15 protein-coding genes are annotated in these 20516 nt (G+C 72.2%); 8 read left to right on the top strand and 7 right to left on the bottom strand.

The genetic code is table 11. From position 1 onward, the window contains the following. Positions 1-179: 179 nt before the first annotated feature. Positions 180-749, bottom strand: coding sequence for an HhH-GPD-type base excision DNA repair protein (locus MBA17_RS40525; protein WP_238503107.1), 570 nt, complete (start codon positions 747-749; stop codon positions 180-182). A gap of 153 nt (positions 750-902) precedes the next feature. Here MBA17_RS40525 and MBA17_RS40520 point away from each other — a divergent pair, with 153 nt between their 5' ends. The 5 genes from MBA17_RS40520 to MBA17_RS40500 all read left to right on the top strand — a co-directional run bounded on the left by MBA17_RS40520 (position 903) and on the right by MBA17_RS40500 (position 5813). After that, positions 903-1091 carry a hypothetical protein gene (locus MBA17_RS40520; protein ID WP_455432949.1) on the top strand — a complete coding sequence of 63 codons (189 nt, stop codon included), beginning with the start codon at positions 903-905 and terminating at the stop codon, positions 1089-1091. Positions 1092-1314: 223 nt separating this feature from the next. Continuing rightward, positions 1315-2835: a hypothetical protein gene (locus MBA17_RS40515; RefSeq protein WP_238503210.1), complete on the top strand. Its 1521-nt coding sequence runs from the start codon at positions 1315-1317 to the stop codon at positions 2833-2835. Between the two features lie 511 nt (positions 2836-3346). Beyond that, on the top strand, positions 3347-4105 hold the full coding sequence (locus MBA17_RS40510) for a LamB/YcsF family protein (RefSeq protein WP_238503105.1): 759 nt from the start codon (positions 3347-3349) through the stop codon (positions 4103-4105). 212 nt (positions 4106-4317) lie between these two features. Continuing rightward, positions 4318-4941, top strand: coding sequence for a 5-oxoprolinase subunit B family protein (locus MBA17_RS40505; protein ID WP_238503104.1), 624 nt, complete (start codon positions 4318-4320; stop codon positions 4939-4941). Next, positions 4938-5813, top strand: coding sequence for a 5-oxoprolinase subunit C family protein (locus MBA17_RS40500; protein WP_238503103.1), 876 nt, complete (start codon positions 4938-4940; stop codon positions 5811-5813). Before MBA17_RS40505 ends, MBA17_RS40500 begins: the two co-directional genes overlap by 4 nt. Before the next feature lie 248 nt (positions 5814-6061). On the opposite strand, the gene MBA17_RS40495 is transcribed toward MBA17_RS40500, so the two are convergent. The 6 genes from MBA17_RS40495 to MBA17_RS40470 all read right to left on the bottom strand — a co-directional run bounded on the left by MBA17_RS40495 (position 6062) and on the right by MBA17_RS40470 (position 16302). Next, complete coding sequence (locus tag MBA17_RS40495; protein WP_238503102.1) at positions 6062-7756, bottom strand: ABC transporter family substrate-binding protein; 1695 nt, start codon at positions 7754-7756, stop codon at positions 6062-6064. 9 nt (positions 7757-7765) lie between these two features. Next, positions 7766-9946 carry a dipeptide ABC transporter ATP-binding protein gene (locus MBA17_RS40490; protein WP_238503100.1) on the bottom strand — a complete coding sequence of 727 codons (2181 nt, stop codon included), beginning with the start codon at positions 9944-9946 and terminating at the stop codon, positions 7766-7768. Continuing rightward, positions 9943-10845 carry an ABC transporter permease gene (locus tag MBA17_RS40485; RefSeq protein ID WP_238503099.1) on the bottom strand — a complete coding sequence of 301 codons (903 nt, stop codon included), beginning with the start codon at positions 10843-10845 and terminating at the stop codon, positions 9943-9945. Before MBA17_RS40485 ends, MBA17_RS40490 begins: the two co-directional genes overlap by 4 nt. Positions 10846-10849: 4 nt before the next feature. Next, a complete protein-coding gene (locus tag MBA17_RS40480; protein WP_238503209.1) occupies positions 10850-11833 on the bottom strand; it encodes an ABC transporter permease in 984 nt (327 codons plus the stop codon). A gap of 73 nt (positions 11834-11906) precedes the next feature. Further along, a complete protein-coding gene (locus tag MBA17_RS40475) occupies positions 11907-14243 on the bottom strand; it encodes an AAA family ATPase (RefSeq protein WP_238503097.1) in 2337 nt (778 codons plus the stop codon). Positions 14244-14388: 145 nt separating this feature from the next. Further along, positions 14389-16302, bottom strand: a complete 1914-nt coding sequence (locus MBA17_RS40470) for a tetratricopeptide repeat protein (protein WP_238503095.1) — start codon at positions 16300-16302, stop codon at positions 14389-14391. Positions 16303-16566: 264 nt separating this feature from the next. Between MBA17_RS40470 and MBA17_RS40465 the strand changes: the two genes are divergently transcribed. The 3 genes from MBA17_RS40465 to MBA17_RS40455 all read left to right on the top strand — a co-directional run bounded on the left by MBA17_RS40465 (position 16567) and on the right by MBA17_RS40455 (position 20461). Then, entirely contained in the window at positions 16567-18132 is a 1566-nt protein-coding gene (locus tag MBA17_RS40465; RefSeq protein WP_238503093.1) for an MFS transporter, read from the top strand. 69 nt (positions 18133-18201) lie between these two features. Next, entirely contained in the window at positions 18202-18999 is a 798-nt protein-coding gene (locus tag MBA17_RS40460; protein ID WP_238503091.1) for a DoxX family protein, read from the top strand. Positions 19000-19195: 196 nt separating this feature from the next. Beyond that, positions 19196-20461: a lytic polysaccharide monooxygenase gene (locus MBA17_RS40455; RefSeq protein ID WP_238503090.1), complete on the top strand. Its 1266-nt coding sequence runs from the start codon at positions 19196-19198 to the stop codon at positions 20459-20461. Positions 20462-20516 lie beyond the last annotated feature (55 nt).

Raw genomic sequence — 20516 nt, 5'->3', positions numbered from 1 at the left:
CGCGTGCCAGGGTCTCCCACGAGGCACATCTCCAAACTCGAGAATCGGTCTAGCGCGGCTCCGGGGGACCGGATCCTGCAGTACATCATCGGCGATGGGCATGCGCGTACGGAAGCCCTGGCCGCTATGCGGTCAACGCATACTGTCAAAAACGCCCCACCGCCCGCAGCACGATCAAGCTACTTCCCCTTCGTCGCCCGCTTCGCCTCCTGCTTCGCGGCCCGCACCCGCGCCAGGCTGTCATCGTCGATCACGTCGGCGACCGAGCGGAACGAACCGTCCTCGCCGTACGCCCCCGCCGCCTCACGCCAGCCGGGGGGCCGCACCCCCATCTGCTTGCCCAGCAGGGCGAGGAAGATCTGCGCCTTCTGCCTGCCGAAGCCCGGCAGGGCGGTCAGGCGCCGGTACAGCTCCCGGCCGTCGGCCGCGTCACGCCAGAGCCCTTCCGCCGACCCGTCATAGTGATCGACGAGGTAGGCGGCCAACTGCTGGACGCGCTTGGCCATCGACGAAGGGTAGCGGTGGACGGCGGGTTTGCGGGCGAGAAGTTCCGCGAAAGCCTCGGGATCGTATCCGGCGAGCTCCTCGGCGGTGAGGTCGTGGCCGAGCCGCTCGGCGATCGTGTAGGGGCCCGTGAAGGCCCATTCCATGGCCACCTGCTGGTCGAGCAGCATGCCGATCAGCAGAGCGAGCGGGTTGCGGCCGAGCAGTTCGTCGGCCTCGGCCCGCTGGGCGAGCTGGATGCGCATGGGACCAGCTTCGCATGTCACCGATGAGGGGCTTGACACTCGCGCGAGAAGAGATGAAATGGGATCGCCAGCCCTTTAAAGCGAGGAAATGCGACTTCTATGCCCGCTCTCGCCACACGTGTCAGCGTCGGTGACACCGCACTCTGTGACCGGGTGAGCGCCCGTCTGGCCGCCGAGTTCCGCAAGGTCCCCGCCGATACCGTGGGCCGGTGCGTCACCGATGTCTGGGCCTGCGCCGACCATCTCGGCATCCCTCCCACCCCGGACGTCGTGGAACGGGTCGCGAGAGAACACCTGCTCGCGATCGTCAACTCCGCGCCGCCGCCCCGATCTGCTCGGTAACATAGGGGTCACCGGGCCGCGTTCTACGCACCGTTCGGCCCCGGAATGCGAGAAGGTTGAGGCGTGAAGCACACGGTCGCCTTCTGCCCACGCAGCCGAAACGGGAGGGGTGCGTGAGCGAGCGATCCGCCCTGCACGCGCCGCCTGCCCAGGAGGTTGCGTGATCCGAAAGCACCGCAGAGCACCACAGGAGAGCCCGCCGCCGGACGACGTCTTCGCGGAGATGTTGCTGGCCGCCCGGGAGCTCCTCGCCGTGCGCAGTCCTCTCGACGCCGAGTTGATGGTGTCGGACATGATCGGCGCCTGGTGGGGCAAGCGCCTGCGCGGTGGCGATGTGGAGCAGGTGCTGGGTGAGGGGCTGGTCGACTACGCGGCGAAGGCCGGCACGCCCGCGGGGCTGACCCTGCTGGTCGCGATGGCCTATCTGGGCACCGCGCGGCAGGCGGCCAAGGCCGAGGGCGCGGCACTCGCGCTGATGGAGTCCGGCGTGGCCAGGCCGCGCTGGGCCGACCGGGTGGGCGCGGTCAAGCCCGCCGGTTGCTTCGTCTCCAGAGACGCCTACGGCGATCAGGACACCGTCGTGTGCACCTTCGCCTACCGCGGGCCCGACGGCGGCGCCCCGGGCGAGGACCGGCACGCGCTGGTCGTCGTCGTCGACTACAACATGCGCGGCATGGCCCGTGACGTCTGGGTGTCCTCCCAGGTGGAGAAGCTGCTCGAACAGGCGGGCGCGGAGGCCGGGGCCAACCCGATGCTGCGCTTCGAGGAGCTCGAACCGCAGCAGGCCAGGGCGATGCTGGAGTCGGCGATGAAGGCCACCAGAAACGCCTTCAACCGCACCGGACCGCCCCCGGTCAGCCAGAGCTACGGCACCTACCACGCCTTCGCGCGGTCCCGGATCAAGGCGCTGCCTCCCGGCCGCAAGCGTCCCGCGCCGCTGCACACCGAGGCCCCCTACAGCCGGGAGCGCCGGGCGATGCTCGCCGCCGAGTTCCTCGCCTCCGACGCGGCCGAGCACCTGTCCGACCCCTCGGCCGCCTCGCGCTGCGCCGACCACATCATCGACTACGGCTGCGAGCAGGACTTCGGGCGACCGCTCCGGGTCAGCCCGACCAAGTGCGAGACGTTCCTGCTGGAGTGGCTGCCGAACAAGGTGATGCTGAGCCTCGCCGAGCAGGAGGCCGTGCCGTACGTCCTGTCGGCCTGGGCGCGGTTCGCGGGGCAGCGCACCGCCCTGCCCGAGGAGGGACTGCGCGCGACGCTCGACGCGATCTGGGAGGCCACCGCCCGCTTTCCCGACGCCTACCGCGACCCGACCAGCTTCGGGCTCGACCGCGAACTGGTGGAGCGGCTGCTGCCGGACGGCGACCTGTCGGCGCTGGCCCGCCGCGCGTTCGCCTTCCCCTATCTGCAGGGCGCGCACGGCGACATCCTGCTCGACGCGCTCAACCCGGCCGACGAGGGCGACCGCAGGGTGCTGCTCCAGGTCGACCACGTCGCCGAGCGCAACCGTCCCGACTACGACGAGCACCTGGCCTGGCACGAGGAGATCGCCACCCGGCTGTGGGAGGGCGACCCGCCGCAGCTCTGGGAGGCCGCGCAGCGCCTCCTCGACCTCGGCCACGACCGCCACGACGTGCTGCACGTGCTCATCGAGATCGCCGAACGCATCGGCGACCACCCCGACGAACTCGCGGACGCGTTCGACGACATCGCGGATATCCCAGACTCACCACCACTCTGAGTTCTCATCGTACGGCGTGCCACCTCTGCCACTCGCCGTAAGTGGCGAACGTCCGCGGGGTCAACGCTTCTCAGGCGCGCGTGGCCGGTCACCGTTTCGGCCGGCCCGCCGGCCATCTCCTCCGGCGCCGGACCCATCTAGGGCTCTTTCGTACGGCACGCCACGTTCCACCCCCACTCGCCGTAAGTGGCGAACGTCCGCGGGGTCAACGCTTCTCAGGCGCGCGTGGCCGGTCACCGTTTCGACCGGCTCCCCGGCCATCTCCTCCGGCGCCGGACCCATCTAGGGCTCTTTCGTACGGCACGCCACGTTCCACCCCCACTCGCCGTAAGTGGCGAACGTCCGCGGGGTCAACGCTTCTCAGGCGCGCGTGGCCGGTCACCGTTTCGGCCGGCTCCCCGGCCATCTCCTCCGGCGCCGGACCGTTGCCGCGACGGCAGGGCTCGGGCGGTGCGGTCCCGCGTGTCCTCGTCTCGGTCCGGGAGGCGGGCGGCCCGCTAGGGTGAGAGGTGTGAAGGTGATCGATCTCAATGCCGATCTCGGTGAGGGATTCGGCATCTGGCGGCTCGGTGACGACGACGCCCTGCTCGACATCGTGACCAGCGCCAACCTCGCCTGCGGGTTCCACGCGGGTGATCCGGTCACGATCCGCCGCACCTGCGCGGCGGCCGTCGACCGAGGGGTGACGATCGGCGCCCAGGTGTCCTACCGCGATCTGGCCGGGTTCGGGCGGCGGGAGATGGACGTCGACCCCGAGGAACTCTGCGCCGAGATTCTCTACCAGCTCGCCGCCGTCGACGGAATCGCCCGGGCGATGGGCGGCCGCGTCTCCTACGTCAAACCGCACGGCGCCCTCTACAACCGGATCTGCCGCGACGCCGAGCAGGCCGAGGCCCTGGTCACCGCCGTCGCCGACTACTCTCCCGGCATGCCGGTGCTGACCCTGCCGGGCTCCGCCGTACACGCGGTGGCGGCCGCGCAGGGCGTCGCGACAATCACCGAGGCCTTCGCCGACCGGGCCTACACGCCGGCGGGCACACTGGTCTCGCGACGCGAGCCGGGGGCGGTGCTGCACGATCCCGGCGTGGTCGCGGCGCGGGCCGTGCGGATGGCCGTCGAGGGCACCGTGACCGCCTCCGACTCTTCGGAGGTGGCGGTCGACGCCCGCTCGATCTGCGTGCACGGCGACACCCCGGGTGCCGTCGGCCTGGCCCGTGCCGTCCGCGAGTCGCTCATCGCCGCCGGCGTCACCCTCCGGCCCTTCTCGTGACCTCCGGCGGACACCCCGCGAACCGCCCGGCCGAAGCACACGCGCCGGCCCCGGAGGGGGACGCGCCGGGCGTGCCTGGCAACGACGCGGGGAGCCGACCGGGAAACGACGCGGAAGATGGCGGGCTGGGGAACAACGCGAAAGGCCGACCGGGGAACGACGCGAAAGGCGGGTCGGGGAACGGCGCGGGAGGCGGGTCGGGGAACGAGGTTGTGATCCGGCGGGCCGGTGAGGACGCGTTGCTCGTGGAGACCGGCACCTTGACGGTGTCGCACCGGCTCGACGCGCTGCTCCGCGCGGACCGGCCGGGCGGCGTCGTGGAGATCGTTCCCGGTCCCGCCACGGTTCTCGTCGTCGCGCCCGGCGCCGACCTGTCACGCCTGCGCGGGCACCTGTCCGCCCTGGTCCGTACGGCGAGCGCCGCCGGGCCCTCGGCACGGGAGATCCGCCAGGAGGTCGTCACCATTCCGGTGATCTACGACGGTGACGACCTGGCCGACGTCGCGGAGATCACCGGGCTGTCCACGGAGGAGGTCGTCGCCCGGCACAGCCGCAGGGAGCTGGTGGTCGGCTGGCTCGGCTTCGCGCCCGGCTTCGCCTACCTGAGCGGCCTCGACCCCAAGCTGCACGTGCCACGCCTGGCGACCCCGCGCACCTCGGTACCGGCCGGCGCGGTCGCCGTGGCGGGGCCGTACGCCGCGGTGTATCCCTCGGCCTCGCCCGGCGGCTGGCGGCTGCTCGGCCACACCACGACTCCCGTGTGGGACGTGCGCGCCGACCCGCCGTCGGTCCTCCGGCCGGGCATGCGGGTCCGTTTCGAGGTGGCCGGCACGTGATCGAGGTCCTTCGGCCGGGGCCGTACGCAACCGTGCAGGATCTCGGGCGGCCGGGGTACGCGCACCTCGGGGTCCCCCGTTCGGGGGCGGCGGACACGCGCAGCCTCAAGCTGGCCAACCGGCTCGTCGGCAACCCGGAGGGCCACGCGGCGATCGAACTGACCTACGGCGGAGCGCGGCTGCGGTTCGCCGGAGGGCGCTGGATCGCGCTCACCGGAGCGCCCTGCCCGTTGCGCCTGACGCCCGCCGGCCGGCCGGCGGGGATGTTCGCGCCGATCTGGGTTCCGCCGGGGACCGAGTTGGCGGTCGGGACCCCCGGCTTCGGGCTGCGCACCTATCTGGCCGTCCGGGGCGGGGTCGACGCTCCGCCGGTGCTCGGCAGCAGGTCGACCGACTCGTTGTCCGGCCTCGGTCCCGCGCCGTTGCGCCGGGGCGACCACCTCGCGGCGGGACCGGTCGCCGGCCTCGGCCCGATCACGACGGACGCCGCTCCCCCGCTCACGCTCCCCGGCGAGCCGGTGCTGCGCGTCGTCCCCGGCCCCCGGGACGACTGGTTCGCCCCGGGCACCCTGGACGTCCTCTGCGGCGGGCCTTACAAGGTGAGTCAGAACAGCAACCGGGTGGGGGTGCGTCTGACCGGCGCGGCGCTCGAACGGGCCCGCGCCGGCGAGATCCCCAGCGAGGGCATGGTCGCGGGGGCCGTCCAGGTGCCGCCGGACGGGCAGCCGATCATCTTCCTCGCCGACCACCCGCCGACCGGCGGCTACCCCGTCGTCGGCGTCCTCACCACCCGCGACCTCTCACTCGCCGCCCAGCTCCGCCCCGGCTCCGCCATCACCTTCCGGCTGGTCAAGACGGCAACCGAGCCGTAACCGCCGGCACATCCGCGAAGAGGGCGCGGCCGCAGTGTGTCGCGCCGGCGCTCTCACGCCGGAACATGCGAAAGGCCCGCACCGTGACCTCTCCTTCCGGAGAGTGGCGACCCGAGGCAGGAGCCCTCCGGCGTACGGCGAGCCACCGCCAAAGGCTGATCAGGACAGACATGACCCGAGCAGCGACGACATCGCGGAACCGAAGGCGGCGACCCGAGCACCCCCGGTGACCACCCGACGTGGAGGGTCTAGCGGGTGAAACCGATGTCGGCGTAGCGGAGGTCGTAGAAGCCGCGGGCGCCGGCGTTGGCGAGGGTGGACTTGACGGCGACGTTCTGCGGGCGCTGGTAGAGGGGCAGCACATTGACCTGCCGCCAGATGAGTGCGTCGGCGACGTTGGTCGCGGCGCGGGCCCGTGCCGGGTCGAGTTCGACGGCGGCCCGCTGCAGAGCCTTGTCGATCTCGGGGACGCCGATCCTTCCCAGGTTCGCGTTCCACTGCCGCTGGCCGGTGGAGTCGGTCATCGCGTTGACATACTGCCCGTAGGAACTGGAGACGGGGTACGGCGTGCCGATGTAGGAGAAGGCGGTCAGGTCGTAGTTGCCGGGGATGATGTACTTCCCGAAGAAATCGTCACCTGGCACCGCCTGCAGGACCACCTTGACGCCCACTTGCTGCAGCATGCTCTGCACCATTTCGCCCTCCGACTTGCTGAGTTGCAGCCCGGAGGGCATCACGAAGCGCAGCCTGAGTTGCCTGCCGTCCTTCTCCCTGACCCGTCCGGTGAGCCGCCAGCCCGCCGCGTCGAGCCGCTGTCTGGCCTTGGCCGGGTCGTAGACGCCGATCTCGCCGGAGTTGTCGTGGTAGCCCTTCTGGGAGTTCATGAAGAAGTGGTTGCCGAGCAGGGTGATCGGCCAGCCGAGGCCCTGAAGGTCTGACTGGGCGATGGCCTGGCGGTTGACGCCCATCGCGATGGCCTGGCGGACGGCGGGGTCCTTGAGGATCTCGCTCTGGCCGTTCATCGTGAGGTGGCGGAAGTCGGGGCCGGCGGCCTGCCGTACGACGGCGTCGCGGGTGTTCTTGGCGCGGGCGTAGTCGGGGGCGGAGGGGCCGACGTCGAAGAGGTCGAGCTCTCCGTTGGAGAAGGCGCCGACCAGGGCGTCGCTCTCCAGGGCACGGAAGATGATCTGGTCGAGCTTGGCCTTCGCGCCCCACCATTTCGGGTCGCGGGCGAGGGTGATGGTCTTGGCGGTCGGGTCGAAGCCCTGGAGGGTGAACGGGCCGGCGGTGACGGGGATCTTGTTCAGCCAGGCGGTGTTGAAGGCGTTCGGGGTGGCGTTGGCCGTCTTGGGGTAGAGCGGGCCGAACAGCGACTGCCAGTCGCCGAACGGGCGCTCGAAGGTGATGACCACCTGGTAGTCGTCCTTGCCCCTGGCCACGCTTTCGATGTCCTGGTAGCCGGTCATGCTGGTGACGCGGTAGTCGGCGTTCTCACCTCGCATGGCCTTCCACTGGGCCTCGTAGTCCTGCCAGGTGATCGGGCGGCCGTCCGACCATCTGGCCCGGGGGTTCAGGGTGAGGGTCACGACCTGTTTGGGCCGGCTCGCGGTGATCTTGCCGTCGATCAGGTAGTCGTGGTCGACCGAGATGGTGGCCATCTCGTCGGAGCGGAACGGCGCGGGCAGCAGGGCCGAGACGATCGACCTGACGTGCATCAGGTTGCCGTCGACGTGGTTGAGGTTCCACTGGGCGGGATACTCGTTGATCCCCCAGCGCAGGGTGCCGCCGTCCTTGATCTGGTCACGGGAGAGCTGGTTGATGTCGAAGGCCTTGACCGACGAGCCCATGTCGGAGCCCGCCACCTTGGGCCGGCTGGCGCAGCCCGCCAGCGCGCCGGCCGCCACGAGGGTGCCGCACAGCACAACCACCCCGAAAATTCGCACTATATCCCCTTAAAAGCTCGCATAATGACAGGCCGCGCCCTGATCCCCACCGGACCATCGGATCTCCGGCTCCTCCGCGACACACCGATCCCGCTCGCCCGCTCCGAGCACCGCGAACCTGGGACACCGGCCCCGGAACCGGCAGCCCGACGGCCGGCCCATCGGCCCCGGCAGGTCGCCGTCGAGCAGGATCCGCCTTCTGGAACGTTCCACCACCGGGTCGGGCACCGGAACCGCCGACAACAGCGCCTCGGTGTAGGGATGCGCGGGCGCGGCGTAGATCCGGTCGGCCCGGCCGATCTCCGCGATCCGTCCCGAGTACATCACCGCGACCCGGTCCGCGATGTGCCTGACCACCGCGAGGTCGTGCGCGACGATCAGGTAGGACAGGCCGAGCCTCGATCTCAGATCGTCGAGCAGGTTGATCACTCCCGCCTGTATCGAGACGTCCAGGGCCGAGACCGGCTCGTCGAGCACGACCAGCCGCGGCTCCAGCGCGAGGGCCCTGGCGATGCCGACCCGCTGCCGCTGCCCGCCGGACAGCTCCCTCGGGTAGCGGGCCGCGTGGTCGGGATCGAGGCCGACGAGTTCGAGCAGCTCGCGCACACGTGGTCCCGGCCTGCCCATCCGATGCGCGCGCAACGGCTCGGCGACGATGTCGTGGACGGTCATCCTCGGGTCGAGCGAGGCCATCGGATCCTGGAACACCACCTGCAGGTCGCGGCGGATCGCCATCCGGTCGGCGGCGGTCACCCGCGCGGTGTCCCTGCCGAGCACCGCGATCCGGCCGGCCGCCGGGCGCACCAGCCGGAGGATCTCCATCAGCGTGGTGGTCTTGCCGCACCCCGACTCGCCGACGAGTCCCAGCGTCTCCCCCTCGCGCAGGTCGAAGGTCACACCGTCGACCGCGCGCACCGTGCCCACCCTGCGCCGCAGCAACGTGCCCTTCGTCACCGGGTAGTGCCTGGTCAGCCCGTCAACCTCAAGGACGACCGGCACCGGCCGCACCCCGACACCGTCGGCGTCGACCGCCCGAGACACCCCACACCCGTCAACCCCCAGCACAACCGACTCCGGCCGCACCCCGACACCACCGGCATCGACCGCCCGAGACACCCCACACCCGTCAACCCCCAGGACGATCGGCTCCGGCCGCGCCCTCCCCTCCCCCGGCGCGTTCTCGCTCCGCACCGGGCTACGGACCTCCGCCGCCCTGAAGCACGCCGCCAGATGCCGGGGACCGCCCACAGATTCGGGCACGGGTTCGAGCACGGGTTCGAGCACGGGTTCGAGCACGGGCTCCGCCGTACCGCAGGCGGCGACCGCCATGGGGCAACGCGGCTGGAAGGCGCAGCCCGGCGGCAACGCCCCCGGCGACGGCGGGTGGCCCTCGATCGGGACCAGCCTCCCGCCCCGGTCGAGCCGCGGCACCGAACCGAGCAACCCCAGGGTGTACGGCATGCGCGTGCGGTAGTAGACGTCTTCGACGGAGCCGGTCTCGACCGGCCGGCCCGCGTACATCACCAGCATGCGGTCGGCGAACCCGGCCACCACCCCGAGATCGTGCGTGATCATGACGATCGCCGCGCCGGTCTCCCCGCGTGCCGTCTTCAGCACCTCCAGCACCTGCGCCTGGACCGTCACGTCGAGCGCCGTGGTCGGCTCGTCGCAGATGATCACGTCGGGGTCGTTGGCGATCGCCATCGCGATCATCGCGCGCTGGCGCATGCCGCCGGAGTACTCGTGCGGGAAGGCCAGCGCCCGCCGTCCGGGCTCCGGGATGCCGACCAGGTCGAGCAACTCGACCGCGCGCCTGGCGGCCTGCCCCCTGCCGGTCCGCTGGTGGACGCGCACCGCCTCGGCGATCTGGTCGCCGACCCGGTAGACGGGGGTGAGGGCGGACAACGGGTCCTGGAACACCATGGAGATCGTCTTGCCCCGGTAGGCGGCGAGCCCCTTATCCGTCGCGCCGAGGATCTCGGTCCCGCGCAGCCGTACCGAACCGGAGGCCCGCGCGCCCCGCGGCAGCAACCCCATCACCGCGAGCGCCGCCACCGATTTGCCCGACCCCGACTCCCCCACGATGCCCAGCACCTCGCCGGCCGCCAGCTCATAACTCATCCCCCGTACGGCGGGCACCGCGCCGAAGGAGACGTGCAGGTCGGTGACCCGCAGTATGGGCTCGATCATCCCGGCCTCTCAGGGTCGAGGGCGTCACGCAGGGAGTCGCCGATGAGGTTGACAGCCAGCACCGTGACGATCAGCAGGCCGGCCGCGAACCAGAACGTCCACGGCGCGTAGGTGGCGGTCCTGGTCCCGTCGGCGATCAGGGTGCCGAGCGAGACGTCGGGCGGCTGGATGCCGAACCCGAAGTAGGACAGGCTGGTCTCGGTCAGGATCGCCGCGCTGACGTTCAGGGTCGCGTCGACGACCAGCAGGGACGACAGGTTCGGCAGGATGTGCCGGAAGATGATCGTCACCGGCGGGACCCCCATGAACCTCGCCGCCTGGACGAACTCCCGCTCCCTGAGCGAGATGGTCATGCCACGGACGATCTTCGAGGTCACCATCCACAGGAACAGCGCCAGCATGGCGACGAACAGCGGCCACTGGCCGCTGGAGAACAGCGGCGACATGACCGCGAGGATCAGGAAGGCCGGCAGCACCAGCAGCAGGTCGGTGACCCACATCAGGGTGCGCTCGGTCCAGCCGAGGAAGTAGCCGGCGAACGCGCCGACCAGCGCGGCGAGCACGGTGGAGAGCACGGCCGCGAGCAGGCCCACGACCAGTGACCGCTGCAGGCCGCGCAGCGTCACCGCGTACACGTCGGCGCCCGTCTGGAGGGTGCCGAACCAGTGCAGCGCCGAGGGCGGCTGCAGGAAGGCCAGGAAGTCCTTGTCGGTGTGGCTCCATCGGCCGGCCAGCGGGCCCGCGAAGGCGAGCAGGAACACCAGCGCCAGCAGCGCGGCCCCGGACCTGCCCTGCCCCGAGCGGAGGAACCTGCCCGCGACCAGCCGCCCCCGCGAGGGCACGGCGAGCCGCCCGGCGCCGGCCGAGACCCGCGCGAGCTCCTCCCTGGAGAGCGTCACCGTCTCACCCCGCCCGGACCCGGGGATCGAGCGCGGCGTGCAGCGCGTCGGCGGCCAGCGCGGCCACCAGCACGGCGAACGCGGCGACGCAGCTGATCGCGGCCACGGTGTTCACGTCATTGGTGAAGATGGAGTCGATGAGCTGCTCGCCCAGGCCGTGCCAGCCGAAGATCTTCTCGGTGAAGGTGGTGCCGACCAGCAGGGTGCCGAAGGTGAAGGCGAAGTAGGTCACCGCCGGGATCACGGCGGTGCGCAGGGCGTGCTTGACGAGCGCGGTGCGCCTGCGCAGGCCCTTGGCCATCGCCGTGCGGACGAAGTCGGCCCCGAGCACGTCGAGCATCAGGTTGCGCTGGTAGCGGCTGTAGACGGCGGCCAGCGCCAGCGAGAGGGAGATCGTCGGCAGCACGAGGTGCTGCGCCCGGTCGAGCAGCCGGGCGAGCCAGCCGCCGGTCAGGCCGGGCGTGACCTCCCCGCTGACCAGCAGGACCTTCGCGCCGACCAGATCGTTGAACCAGGTCGCGCCGATGACCAGCATGTTGGCCAGCACCACCGTGGGAATGGCCAGCACGGCGAAGGACAGGCCGGTGGTGACCCGGTCGAGCACGCCGTACTGCCGGACGGCGGCGCAGGCGCCCACCAGCACGCCGGTGACGCTGCCCACGGCCAGGCCGGTGAGCATCAGCCGGAGCGTCACGCCCGCCCGGCGCCGCAGATCGTCGTTCACCGAATCGCCGGTGACCGTCTCGCCGAAGTCGCCGCGCACGACGCCGGCGGCCCAGGTGAGGTAGCGCGTGAACAGCGGTGACTTGTCGTTGAGGTTGAGGTCGTCGAGCCGGGCGTCGACGACGGACTCGGGCGGGCGCGGGTTGCGCTCCTGGTAGTTGGACCGCGGGTCGAGCGTGCCCGCGGCGAGCAGGTAGGCGAGGCTGGTGGCGACGGCGATGAGCACGACGTAGTTGATCAGCCTGCGCAGCAGGAAACCCGCCATCATCCCCCTTCCGGCGACACTCCAATGAAAGCAGAGTGTAGTCAAACGCACACGGAAAGGGACAGCTTCGCGCTCAGCGGTCGGCGAGCTCGTCCACGGCCGCCCGGACGTCCTCGCTCATGATGGTGGTCAGGTCGGCCGCGCTGGCGGATCCGCCCCTGGCGGCGAGGCGCACGTCACGGCGCATCGCGGCGCGCTCGAACAGGGAGCGGGCGAAGCGGCCGTTGCCGAGCCCGTCGATCAGCCGCTCGTCGCAGACCCAGGAGAACACCTCGGCCAGGTCACGGCGGGCGGCCTCGTCGAACCGGTCGCCGGCCCGCTCGGCCAGCAGCTCGGCGATCTGGGCCAGCTCCTGCGGCGCGTAGGAAGGGAAGCCGACCCGCTGGTTGAAACGGCTGGCCAGCCCCGGGTTGGTGGCCAGGAAGCGGTCCATCTCACCGGCGTACCCGGCCAGCACGATCACCAGGCGGTCGCGGTCGTCCTCGGCCCGTTTGAGCAGGGTCTGCACGGCCTCCGCGCCGAACGCGTCGCCCCCCTGGTAGCCGGCGTTGACCAGGCTGTACGCCTCGTCGACGAACAGCACACCGCCGAGCGCCCGGTCGACCAGCTCGTTCGTCTTGATCGCGGTCGCGCCGAGGTGCTGGCCCACCAGGTCGGCCCGCTGCGCCTCCACCACGTCGGGTTTGGAGAGCAGGCCGAGCGCGGCGAAGATGCGGCCCAGGATGCGGGCGACCGTGGTCTTGCCGGTGCCCGGCGGGCCGACGAAGACGAAGTGCCGCATCTGCGGCGGAGTGGGCAGGCCCTGTTCCTGGCGCATCCGCGCGACCCGCAGTTGCGCCGTGATCGCGTGGACCTGCCGCTTGACCGGCTCGAGGCCGGCCATCTCGTCGAGGTCGGCCAGCGCCTCCTCCAGCGTGGGGGTGGCCTGGTAGCCGCGGAAGCGGGCGGTCAGCTCGCTGAACGCCTTGGCGACGTCGGCGCTGCTCGTGGTCACCAGGTCGGCGGTGCTCGGCGAGCCGCCGCCGCCGACCACCCGGACGTCACGGGCCTGCGCCGCCGCCTCCACCAGGCTGCGGGCGAACCTGGCGTTGCCCAGCTCGTCGACGGAACCACGGCGGGCGACGTCCTCCAGGAGGCCGGCGAGCACCGGGCGGGCGTCCTCGGCGAGCCGGTCGCCCCGGCCGCGCTGGATCAGCTCGGTGATCAGCAGCAGTTCCTCGGCGGAGTAGCCGGGGAACTGGACCCGGGTGGAGAACCGGGAGGACAGCCCCGGGTTGGAGGACAGGAAGGCGCCCATCTCCTTCTCGTAGCCGGCGAGGATGATGATCAGGCGGTCACGGTCGTCCTCGGCCCGTTTGAGCAGGGTCTGCACGGCCTCCGCGCCGAACCGGTCGGCCTGGCCGTCGCCGGAGTTCATCAGGCCGTAGGCCTCGTCGACGAACAGAACGCCGCCGAGCGCCCGGTCGATCAGCTCGTTGGTCTTGATCGCGGTCGCGCCCAGGAACTCGCCCACCAGGTCGGCGCGCTGCGCCTCGACCACGTAAGGCGTCTCCAGCAGCCCGAACGCGTAGAAGATCTTGGCCACCGTGCGGGCCACGCTGGTCTTGCCGGTGCCGGGCGGGCCGATGAAGACGAAGTGCCGCATCGGCGGACCGGTGGTGTATCCCGCTTCCGCGCGCAGCCGGGAGGCTTCTATCGAGGCGGCGATGGACCGCATCTGCTCCTTGACGGGCAGCAGCCCGATCATGCTCTCCAGCTCGCCGAGCGCGTCCTCGACCGAGATCGGCGGCGGCGCCGCCCGCTCCGTGGCCGGCTGGCTCGGGCCTCCGCCGCGGACCCGAACCCTGACGGGCTGCTCGCGGGCCGCGAGCGCCGCCCGCTCCCGGCGCGCGATCACCAGCCGGAAGAGCAGCACCGCCCCGGCCGCGACGTAGGCGACCAGCACCGCGGCGGCCGGCGCGAGAAAGGAGAACGCGGTGGCGAGCGCGCCCGCGGCGGCCAGCGCCGCCAGGGTCGTCACCCAGGGTGCGACCCAGCGGATCAGGTGCGCCGTGGCGGCCACCGCGATGCCGAGGATCATGAGCAGGATGGGCGCCGGTGACTGCGGCTCGAAGAGCGCGACGAAGACCGGCAGCAGCGCCGCCCACCCGGCCAGCACCAGGGCCGTGGCGGCGGCGCGGGGGAAGCGCAGCGTCAGCGCGACGAAGGAGAGCAGGATCAGCGTCAGCAGGAACGTCTGGAACATGTCCCAGCCGGCCGCCGCCGCGACCCCCACCGAGCCGATTACGATCACCACGAAACCGGCTCGGCGCAGGTGTGGTGGAATCCGGAAATAGCGCAATCGCACCTGTTCGAACAGATCCCTGGCCTTTGCGCGCCCCGCCGGCCGGGCCCTGTCGGGTTCCCGCATCACGCCTCCCCGGTCCGCCCCTGGTTATACCGCACCCGAGCGGCGTTTGGGGATCTGTGCCCGTTCCGCGTTTCGGCGTGGCGTGCGGAACGAAGAAAGGCGCTCCAGGGCAGCGGAATGTCACCTCTCGGCAAGGCTTGTGCGATTACCTCCTCCGGCCCTGATGACGTCCGGGGTACTCCCCCACGATGACCTGCTCGGGAGTGACGCGCAGGATCTCCGCCGCCGGGTCGCCGACCGCGATCCCGCGCACCTCGGCCCAGAAACGGCGACCGGCCGGGTCGGCGGCGAACACGGCCACCTTCGGGTCGCGCTCCGCCGCCTGCCACGCCTCGTCGGCGACGATCAGCCGCAGCTCTCCGCCGGACCCGACGGAGGTGACCGCGCCGACGGCGAGCGCCCTCGGGCCGCCGTCGCCGGCGTAGGAGAGCACGACGCTCCGTGAGGACACGAAGGCGCGGCGGACCTCGTCGCTCAGCCCGACGGACGGCCGCGCGTCCCCCGGCAGCCGTCCCCCGCATCCCGCCCCCATGATCAGCGCCCCCCGCCACGGCCCCGGCGCCCCCCGCCACCACGCCCAAGCCGCCCGCACGCCGAACACGACCACCACCGCGCCCAGCGCCCCCGCCCCGGCCCGCCATCCCCACACGACGACCGCCCCGGACAGCGACACGGCCGGCGACCCAGGCAGTGACCCAGGCAGTGACCCGGGCGGCGACCCCGACACCGTCATCCCGACGCCCGCGGCCGCCAGGGCCGCCGACGCCGCGAACAGGAGAAGCAGGGCCAGGCCGAGCAACCGGTCGGCGGCGAGGATCTCGCGCAGGTGCCCGCCGAGCCGGGCCCGCCGCCGCGCGACCGCCAGCCCGGCCGGTACGGCGAGCACGCCCGCCACCGGCCACGGCGCGGAGATCGTCAGGGCGGCCGCCGCTCCCAGCAGCACGAGCGACCACGCCCGCATCGTGATGATCCAGACGCCGATGTCCGCGTCCCGCCTCGCCGTGCGCTCGGACATGGCGGCGGCGAACTCGGCCACCGCCCGCACGGGCCGGCCACGCCACGCCTCGGCCAGCAGTCGCAGCGTCATGACGGCCGGCCCGTTGAACACCACCAGCCCGGACAGCCCGGCCCACAGCGGATCCGGTCCTGAGCCGGCGGACGTGGCGACCGGGAAGGCGGGCAGGGTGAGGACGGCGGCGGCGTAGGCGGCGACGGTCAGCGGGGCCAGCGCGACGGACACGGTCAGCCACACGTCGCGGGCGAGCATCCGGGGGACATGGGACCACAGGCGGACCCTTCTGGCCTGCCGTACCGTCGGCGCCAGGACCAGGAGCAGCACCGCCACGCCGGCGAACCGGGCCTGGGCGTGGTGTCCGGGCCAGTGGGCGAGAGCCGCCGCCGCGCACAGCGCCACCGCGAGCAGGAGCCGGACCTGCCGGGACCAGACCGCGAGGGCCCGCCGCGTCCGGCCGGTGTCCTTCGGGTCGGCGGTCCAGGCGGGGTCGTGGTGCGTGCGCCGCCGCTCCCAGCGCAGCAGGGCCAGGCCGAGGTTGATCCGCGCGCCAGGGTGGTCGTGCGCGGCGCGCAGCGCGGTCCGGTAGGCGCCGGCGGCCCGCCGGTGCTCGCCCCGGACGAGGGCGAGGTCGCCGGCCAGCACGTGCGCGTCAGGCTCCCCGGGGGCGAACCACACGGCCCTGGCCGCCTGGGCCGACGCCTCGCGCCAGCGCCCCGGCACCCGCCGCAACGCGCCGCCCAGTCGTAGCCGCGCGGTCCACGCGCCGGGCGCCAGCCGTACGGCCTGCTCGGCGGAGACGACGGCGTCGGTGTCCCGGCCCAGCCGCTCCAGCGCCAGGCTGGCGAGCCGGTGCGCCCAGTCGAGGGACGGGTCGCGCCTGATCGCCTCACGGGCGGCCTGCAGCGCCGTCTCCGGCCGGTCCGCGTCGAGCCGGGCGATCGCCGTGACACACCACTCCCGTGCGGTGCCCGGCCCCGCCGCGGGTTTCCTGGCGGGCGGACCGGGCGCGCCCGCGTCGCCTCTCCCTCGCAGGGCCGGCCTCACCCGGGGTGCCGGGTGGTCGGTGAGGGAGGCGGAATCGACGACGGTTGCCGGTCCTCGGATTGCCTGGCCACGATCGCCATCGTCCGCGCGTCAGCACATTTTGCCTAGATCAGGGCACACGGCTGTATCTCTCTAGAGAGGACGTCACCGGCCGGTGACGCTGCGCGCACGGCCGGACCGATCGGCGGATGCCCGCCCCCGGCCGCGGGAGATGGCCTAAGCTGCCACGCATGTTCAAGCGGGCCGGGACCCCCTGAGCGGCCTATGATCACGTTCGGAGTCACCGACTCCCGCGCCGAGCCGGCCGGGACCAGCACGGATGAGCACCGGACCAACCGGTGGTCGATACTCGTGCTGCTCTGTTTCAGCCTGCTGCTGATCGCGGTGGACGCGACGGTGCTGCACATCGCGGTCCCGGCGCTGACCGCCGCGCTGGAGCCCAGCGCGGTCGAACTCCTGTGGATCATCGACGTCTACTCGCTGGTGGTCGCGCCGCTGCTCGTCACCTTCGGCACGCTCGGCGACCGGTACGGCAGGCGGCGGCTGGTGCTGACCGGATACGTGGTCTTCGGGATCGCGTCGGCGGCGGCGGCGATGGCGGGCACCCCGCTGGCCCTGATCGTCTCCCGGGTGCTGCTGGGCGTCGGCGGCGCGATGATCATGCCGGCCACGCTCTCCATCCTCCGCCAGGTCTTCACCGACCGCCGTGAGCGGGCCATCGCGCTCGGCGTGTGGAGCGCGGTCGCGGCGGGCGGGGCGGCGATCGGCCCGCTCGTCGGCGGGGTGCTCGTCGAGCACGCCTGGTGGGGTGCGGTCTTCCTGATCAACGTGCCGATCCTGCTCGTGCTGCTGCCCGCCGCCGCACGGCTGCTGCCGGAGTCGCGCGGCCGTCCGGGGCACCGGTGGGACGCGATGAGCGCGGCGCTGTCCACGCTGGGGATCCTCGCGCTGGCCTTCGGCCTGAAGGAGGCGGGCTCCGGCCACCTGCTCGGCCGCCCGGCGGCGGTGCTGGTCTTCCTGTGCGGGGCGGGGCTGCTGGTCTGGTTCGTCCGCAGGCAACGGCGGCTGCCCTATCCGCTGCTGGAGATCGGGCTGTTCCGCGACCGGACGTTCTCGACCGGGGTCGCGAGCGTGCTGCTGGCCGTGTTCGCGCTGGTCGGGCTGCAGCTCATGCTGGCGCAGTATCTCCAGCTCGTGCTCGGCGACAGCCCGCTGCAGGCGGCGGTGCGGATGCTGCCGCTGATGGTCGCCGCGATCGCGGGCGGGCTCACCGCCGCCCACCTGCTGCGCCGCTGCGGGCTGCGGGCGACCATGAGCGGCGGCCTGGCGCTCACCGCGCTGTCGCTGACGCCCACGCTGACCTGGGGCACCGAGCAGCACCCCGTGATGCTGGCCCTCTGCTTCGCGGGCATCGGCTTCGGCGTCGAGGTGGCGCTGCTCGCGGCCTCCGACACGATCATGGCCGCCGCGCCCGAGTCGAGGGCCGGGGGCGCGGCGGCGATCGAGGAGACCGCCTACGAGCTGGGCGCGGGGCTCGGCATCGCGGTCCTCGGCACGATCACCACGATCGTCTACGCGCCCGCCCTCGCCTCGGTGGCCGGGGTGCCGCAGGGTCCGATGAACCAGGCCAGGCAGTCGCTGGCCGCCGCGGCGCACGTCGCGGAGCGGCTCGGCGGGCCGCACAGCGCGATCCTGCTGCGGGACGCGCGGGCCGCCTTCATCGCCGCGCTGCACTCGACCGTGATCGTCAGCGTCGTCCTGTTGAGCCTCACCGCGGTGGTGGCGGCCTTCCTGGTGCCCCGCAGGACACCGGACGATGACCCTTCTTGACGTTTGGAACCCCTTCAGGAGGTCAGACATGTATGCGCGACCGGGTTTGGGCCTATCGGGATGAGTGACGTGCGACGAACCCTCCGAGATCTTGCGACGCTCGCCGCCCGGATCGGTGTGGGCGGCATCTTCTTCGCCAACGGCTGGCACAAGCTGGAGGCCGGGCTCACCGCGACGGGCGGCCAGTTCGCCGCGCTGGACGCGCCGGCCCCCGGCGTCTGGGCCGCCGTGACCATGCTGACCGAGCTCATCGGCGGCGCCCTGCTGGTGGCGGGGCTCGTGGTGCCCTTCTGCGGCCTGCTGCTGTTCGCCGAGGCCCTGGCGGTCTTCTTCGTCGCGAGCGGCGACCCCGGTCAGCCGCTGACCGGCGGCGACGTGAACCTGATCGTCGCGCTCGGCGCCGCCTCGATCCTGCTCGGCGTCACGGGCGCGGGACGGCTGTCGGTCGATCACATGGTGGTCATCAAGCGGCGTGAGGCGGAGGCGGCGGACGACTTCGCCGCCGACTCCGAGGCCGAGGACGTGCTCGCCTCCCTGCGCGAGCCGATGACCGAGCGGCACACAGGCGAGCGGCACACGGGCGAGCGGCACACGGGCGAGCGGCCGGTGACCGAGCGACCCACGACCGAGCGGGCCGTGCCGGAGAAGCCCGTGGCCGAGCGGGCCGCGCCGGGGCGGGACGCCGAGACGCCTCGCCCGCGTCAGGAGTCCGGCGACGACGAGGGCGACGCCGACGAGGCGCCCAAGCGTCGCCGCCGGACCAGCCCCGCCAAGTCGGAGACCCGCCCGACCGTGGACGAGACCATCGAGACGGGCGACATGCTGGTCGCGGGCCGCCGCCGGCCCAAGACGGACAAGGCCACCTGACATCTGGTCAATCTGAAACTTTCGCCGGTCCGAATCCGGCCTGCCGTACGTCTGGGCAGGTCGGAGTGGGAGTCGCGGGGGCGAGGGTACGGCGGGCACGGGTGACGGTTTGACGGAAGAGGTGCTGATCCGCCAGACAGGAACAACTCAACTTTGGGAGCGCTCCCATGTTCCCGCTCGAAGGAGGCACCCGGAAATGCGACGGAGAGCCGGTGTTGTCGCGCTGCTCGTCAGCCTGATCGGCATGTTCCTCGTCATCCTGCCGACGAGTTCCGCGCTGGCCCATGGCGCGATGACCAGCCCCGCCACCCGTACCTATTTCTGTTACCAGGAGAACCCGGAGAGCCCGGACTCCGCCGCCTGCAAGGACGCCGTCGCCCAGGGCGGAACCCAGCCGCTCTACGACTGGTTCGGGTTGCTGATCTCCAACGCCGCCGGCCGTCACCGGGAGATCATCCCCGACGGCCAGCTCTGCGGCGCGGGCACCACGAAGTACGCCGCCTACAACATGGCCAGGGACGACTGGCCGTCCACCACGCTGCGGTCGGGCAGCCAGTTCGACTTCAAGTACAACGCCTGGGCGCCGCACCCGGGCACCTGGGAGATGTACGTCACCAAGAACGGCTTCGACCCGCGCCAGCCGCTGAAGTGGTCGGACCTGGAGGCCACGCCGTTCTACTCGATCACCAATCCGCCGCTCGGCGGCGGGGAGTACAGCTGGAGCGCCCAGCTCCCGTCCGGCAAGACGGGCAAGCACATCATCTACACGATCTGGCAGCGGTCCGACAGCCCCGAGGCGTTCTACAACTGCTCTGACGTGAACTTCACCAACGGCGGCGGCGGCGACACCCAGGCGCCGACCGCACCGGGCACCCCCACCGCCTCCGAGGTGACCGCCACCGGGGCGAAGCTCTCCTGGGCTGCGGCCACCGACAACGTGGGCGTCAGCGCCTACCGCGTCTACCGCGAGGCGGGCGCCCAGGACCAGCTCGTGAGCACCGTCACCGGCACCTCGGCGACGCTGACCGGGCTCACCGCCCAGACCGCGTACTCCTTCTACGTGGTCGCCCTCGACGCGGCGGGCAACACCTCAGCCGCCTCCCCCGCCGTCTCCCTCACCACCGGCTCGGGACCGGTGACCGGCAACTGCGCGGTGGCGTACAAGGTCGGCACGCAGTGGTTCGGCGGGTTCACCGGCTCGGTGACGATCACCAACACCGGCACGACCGCCGTCTCCGGCTGGACCCTGGCCTTCGACTGGAACGACGGCCAGCAGCTCAGCCAGGGCTGGTCGGCCACCTGGGCGCAGACCGCGCGCCGGGTGACCGCCAAGAACGTCGACTTCAACGGCACCCTGCCCCCCGGCGGCTCCACCACCATCGGCTTCAACGCCTCGATGGCCACCACCAACTCCGCCCCCACCGCATTCACCCTGAACGACACCGCCTGCGCCGTCACCTGACCCGCTGCCGGCCGGCCACGCGGTCACACCCACGACCGCGTGGCCGGCTGAGCAC

Origin of the sequence: Dolomitihabitans soli (genome assembly GCF_022213955.1) — a bacterium.
Lineage (GTDB): Bacteria > Actinomycetota > Actinomycetes > Streptosporangiales > Streptosporangiaceae > Streptosporangium_A > Streptosporangium_A soli.
The sequence above is the reverse complement of the archived record's forward strand: the minus strand, read 5'-3'. Positions and strand labels throughout refer to the sequence as shown.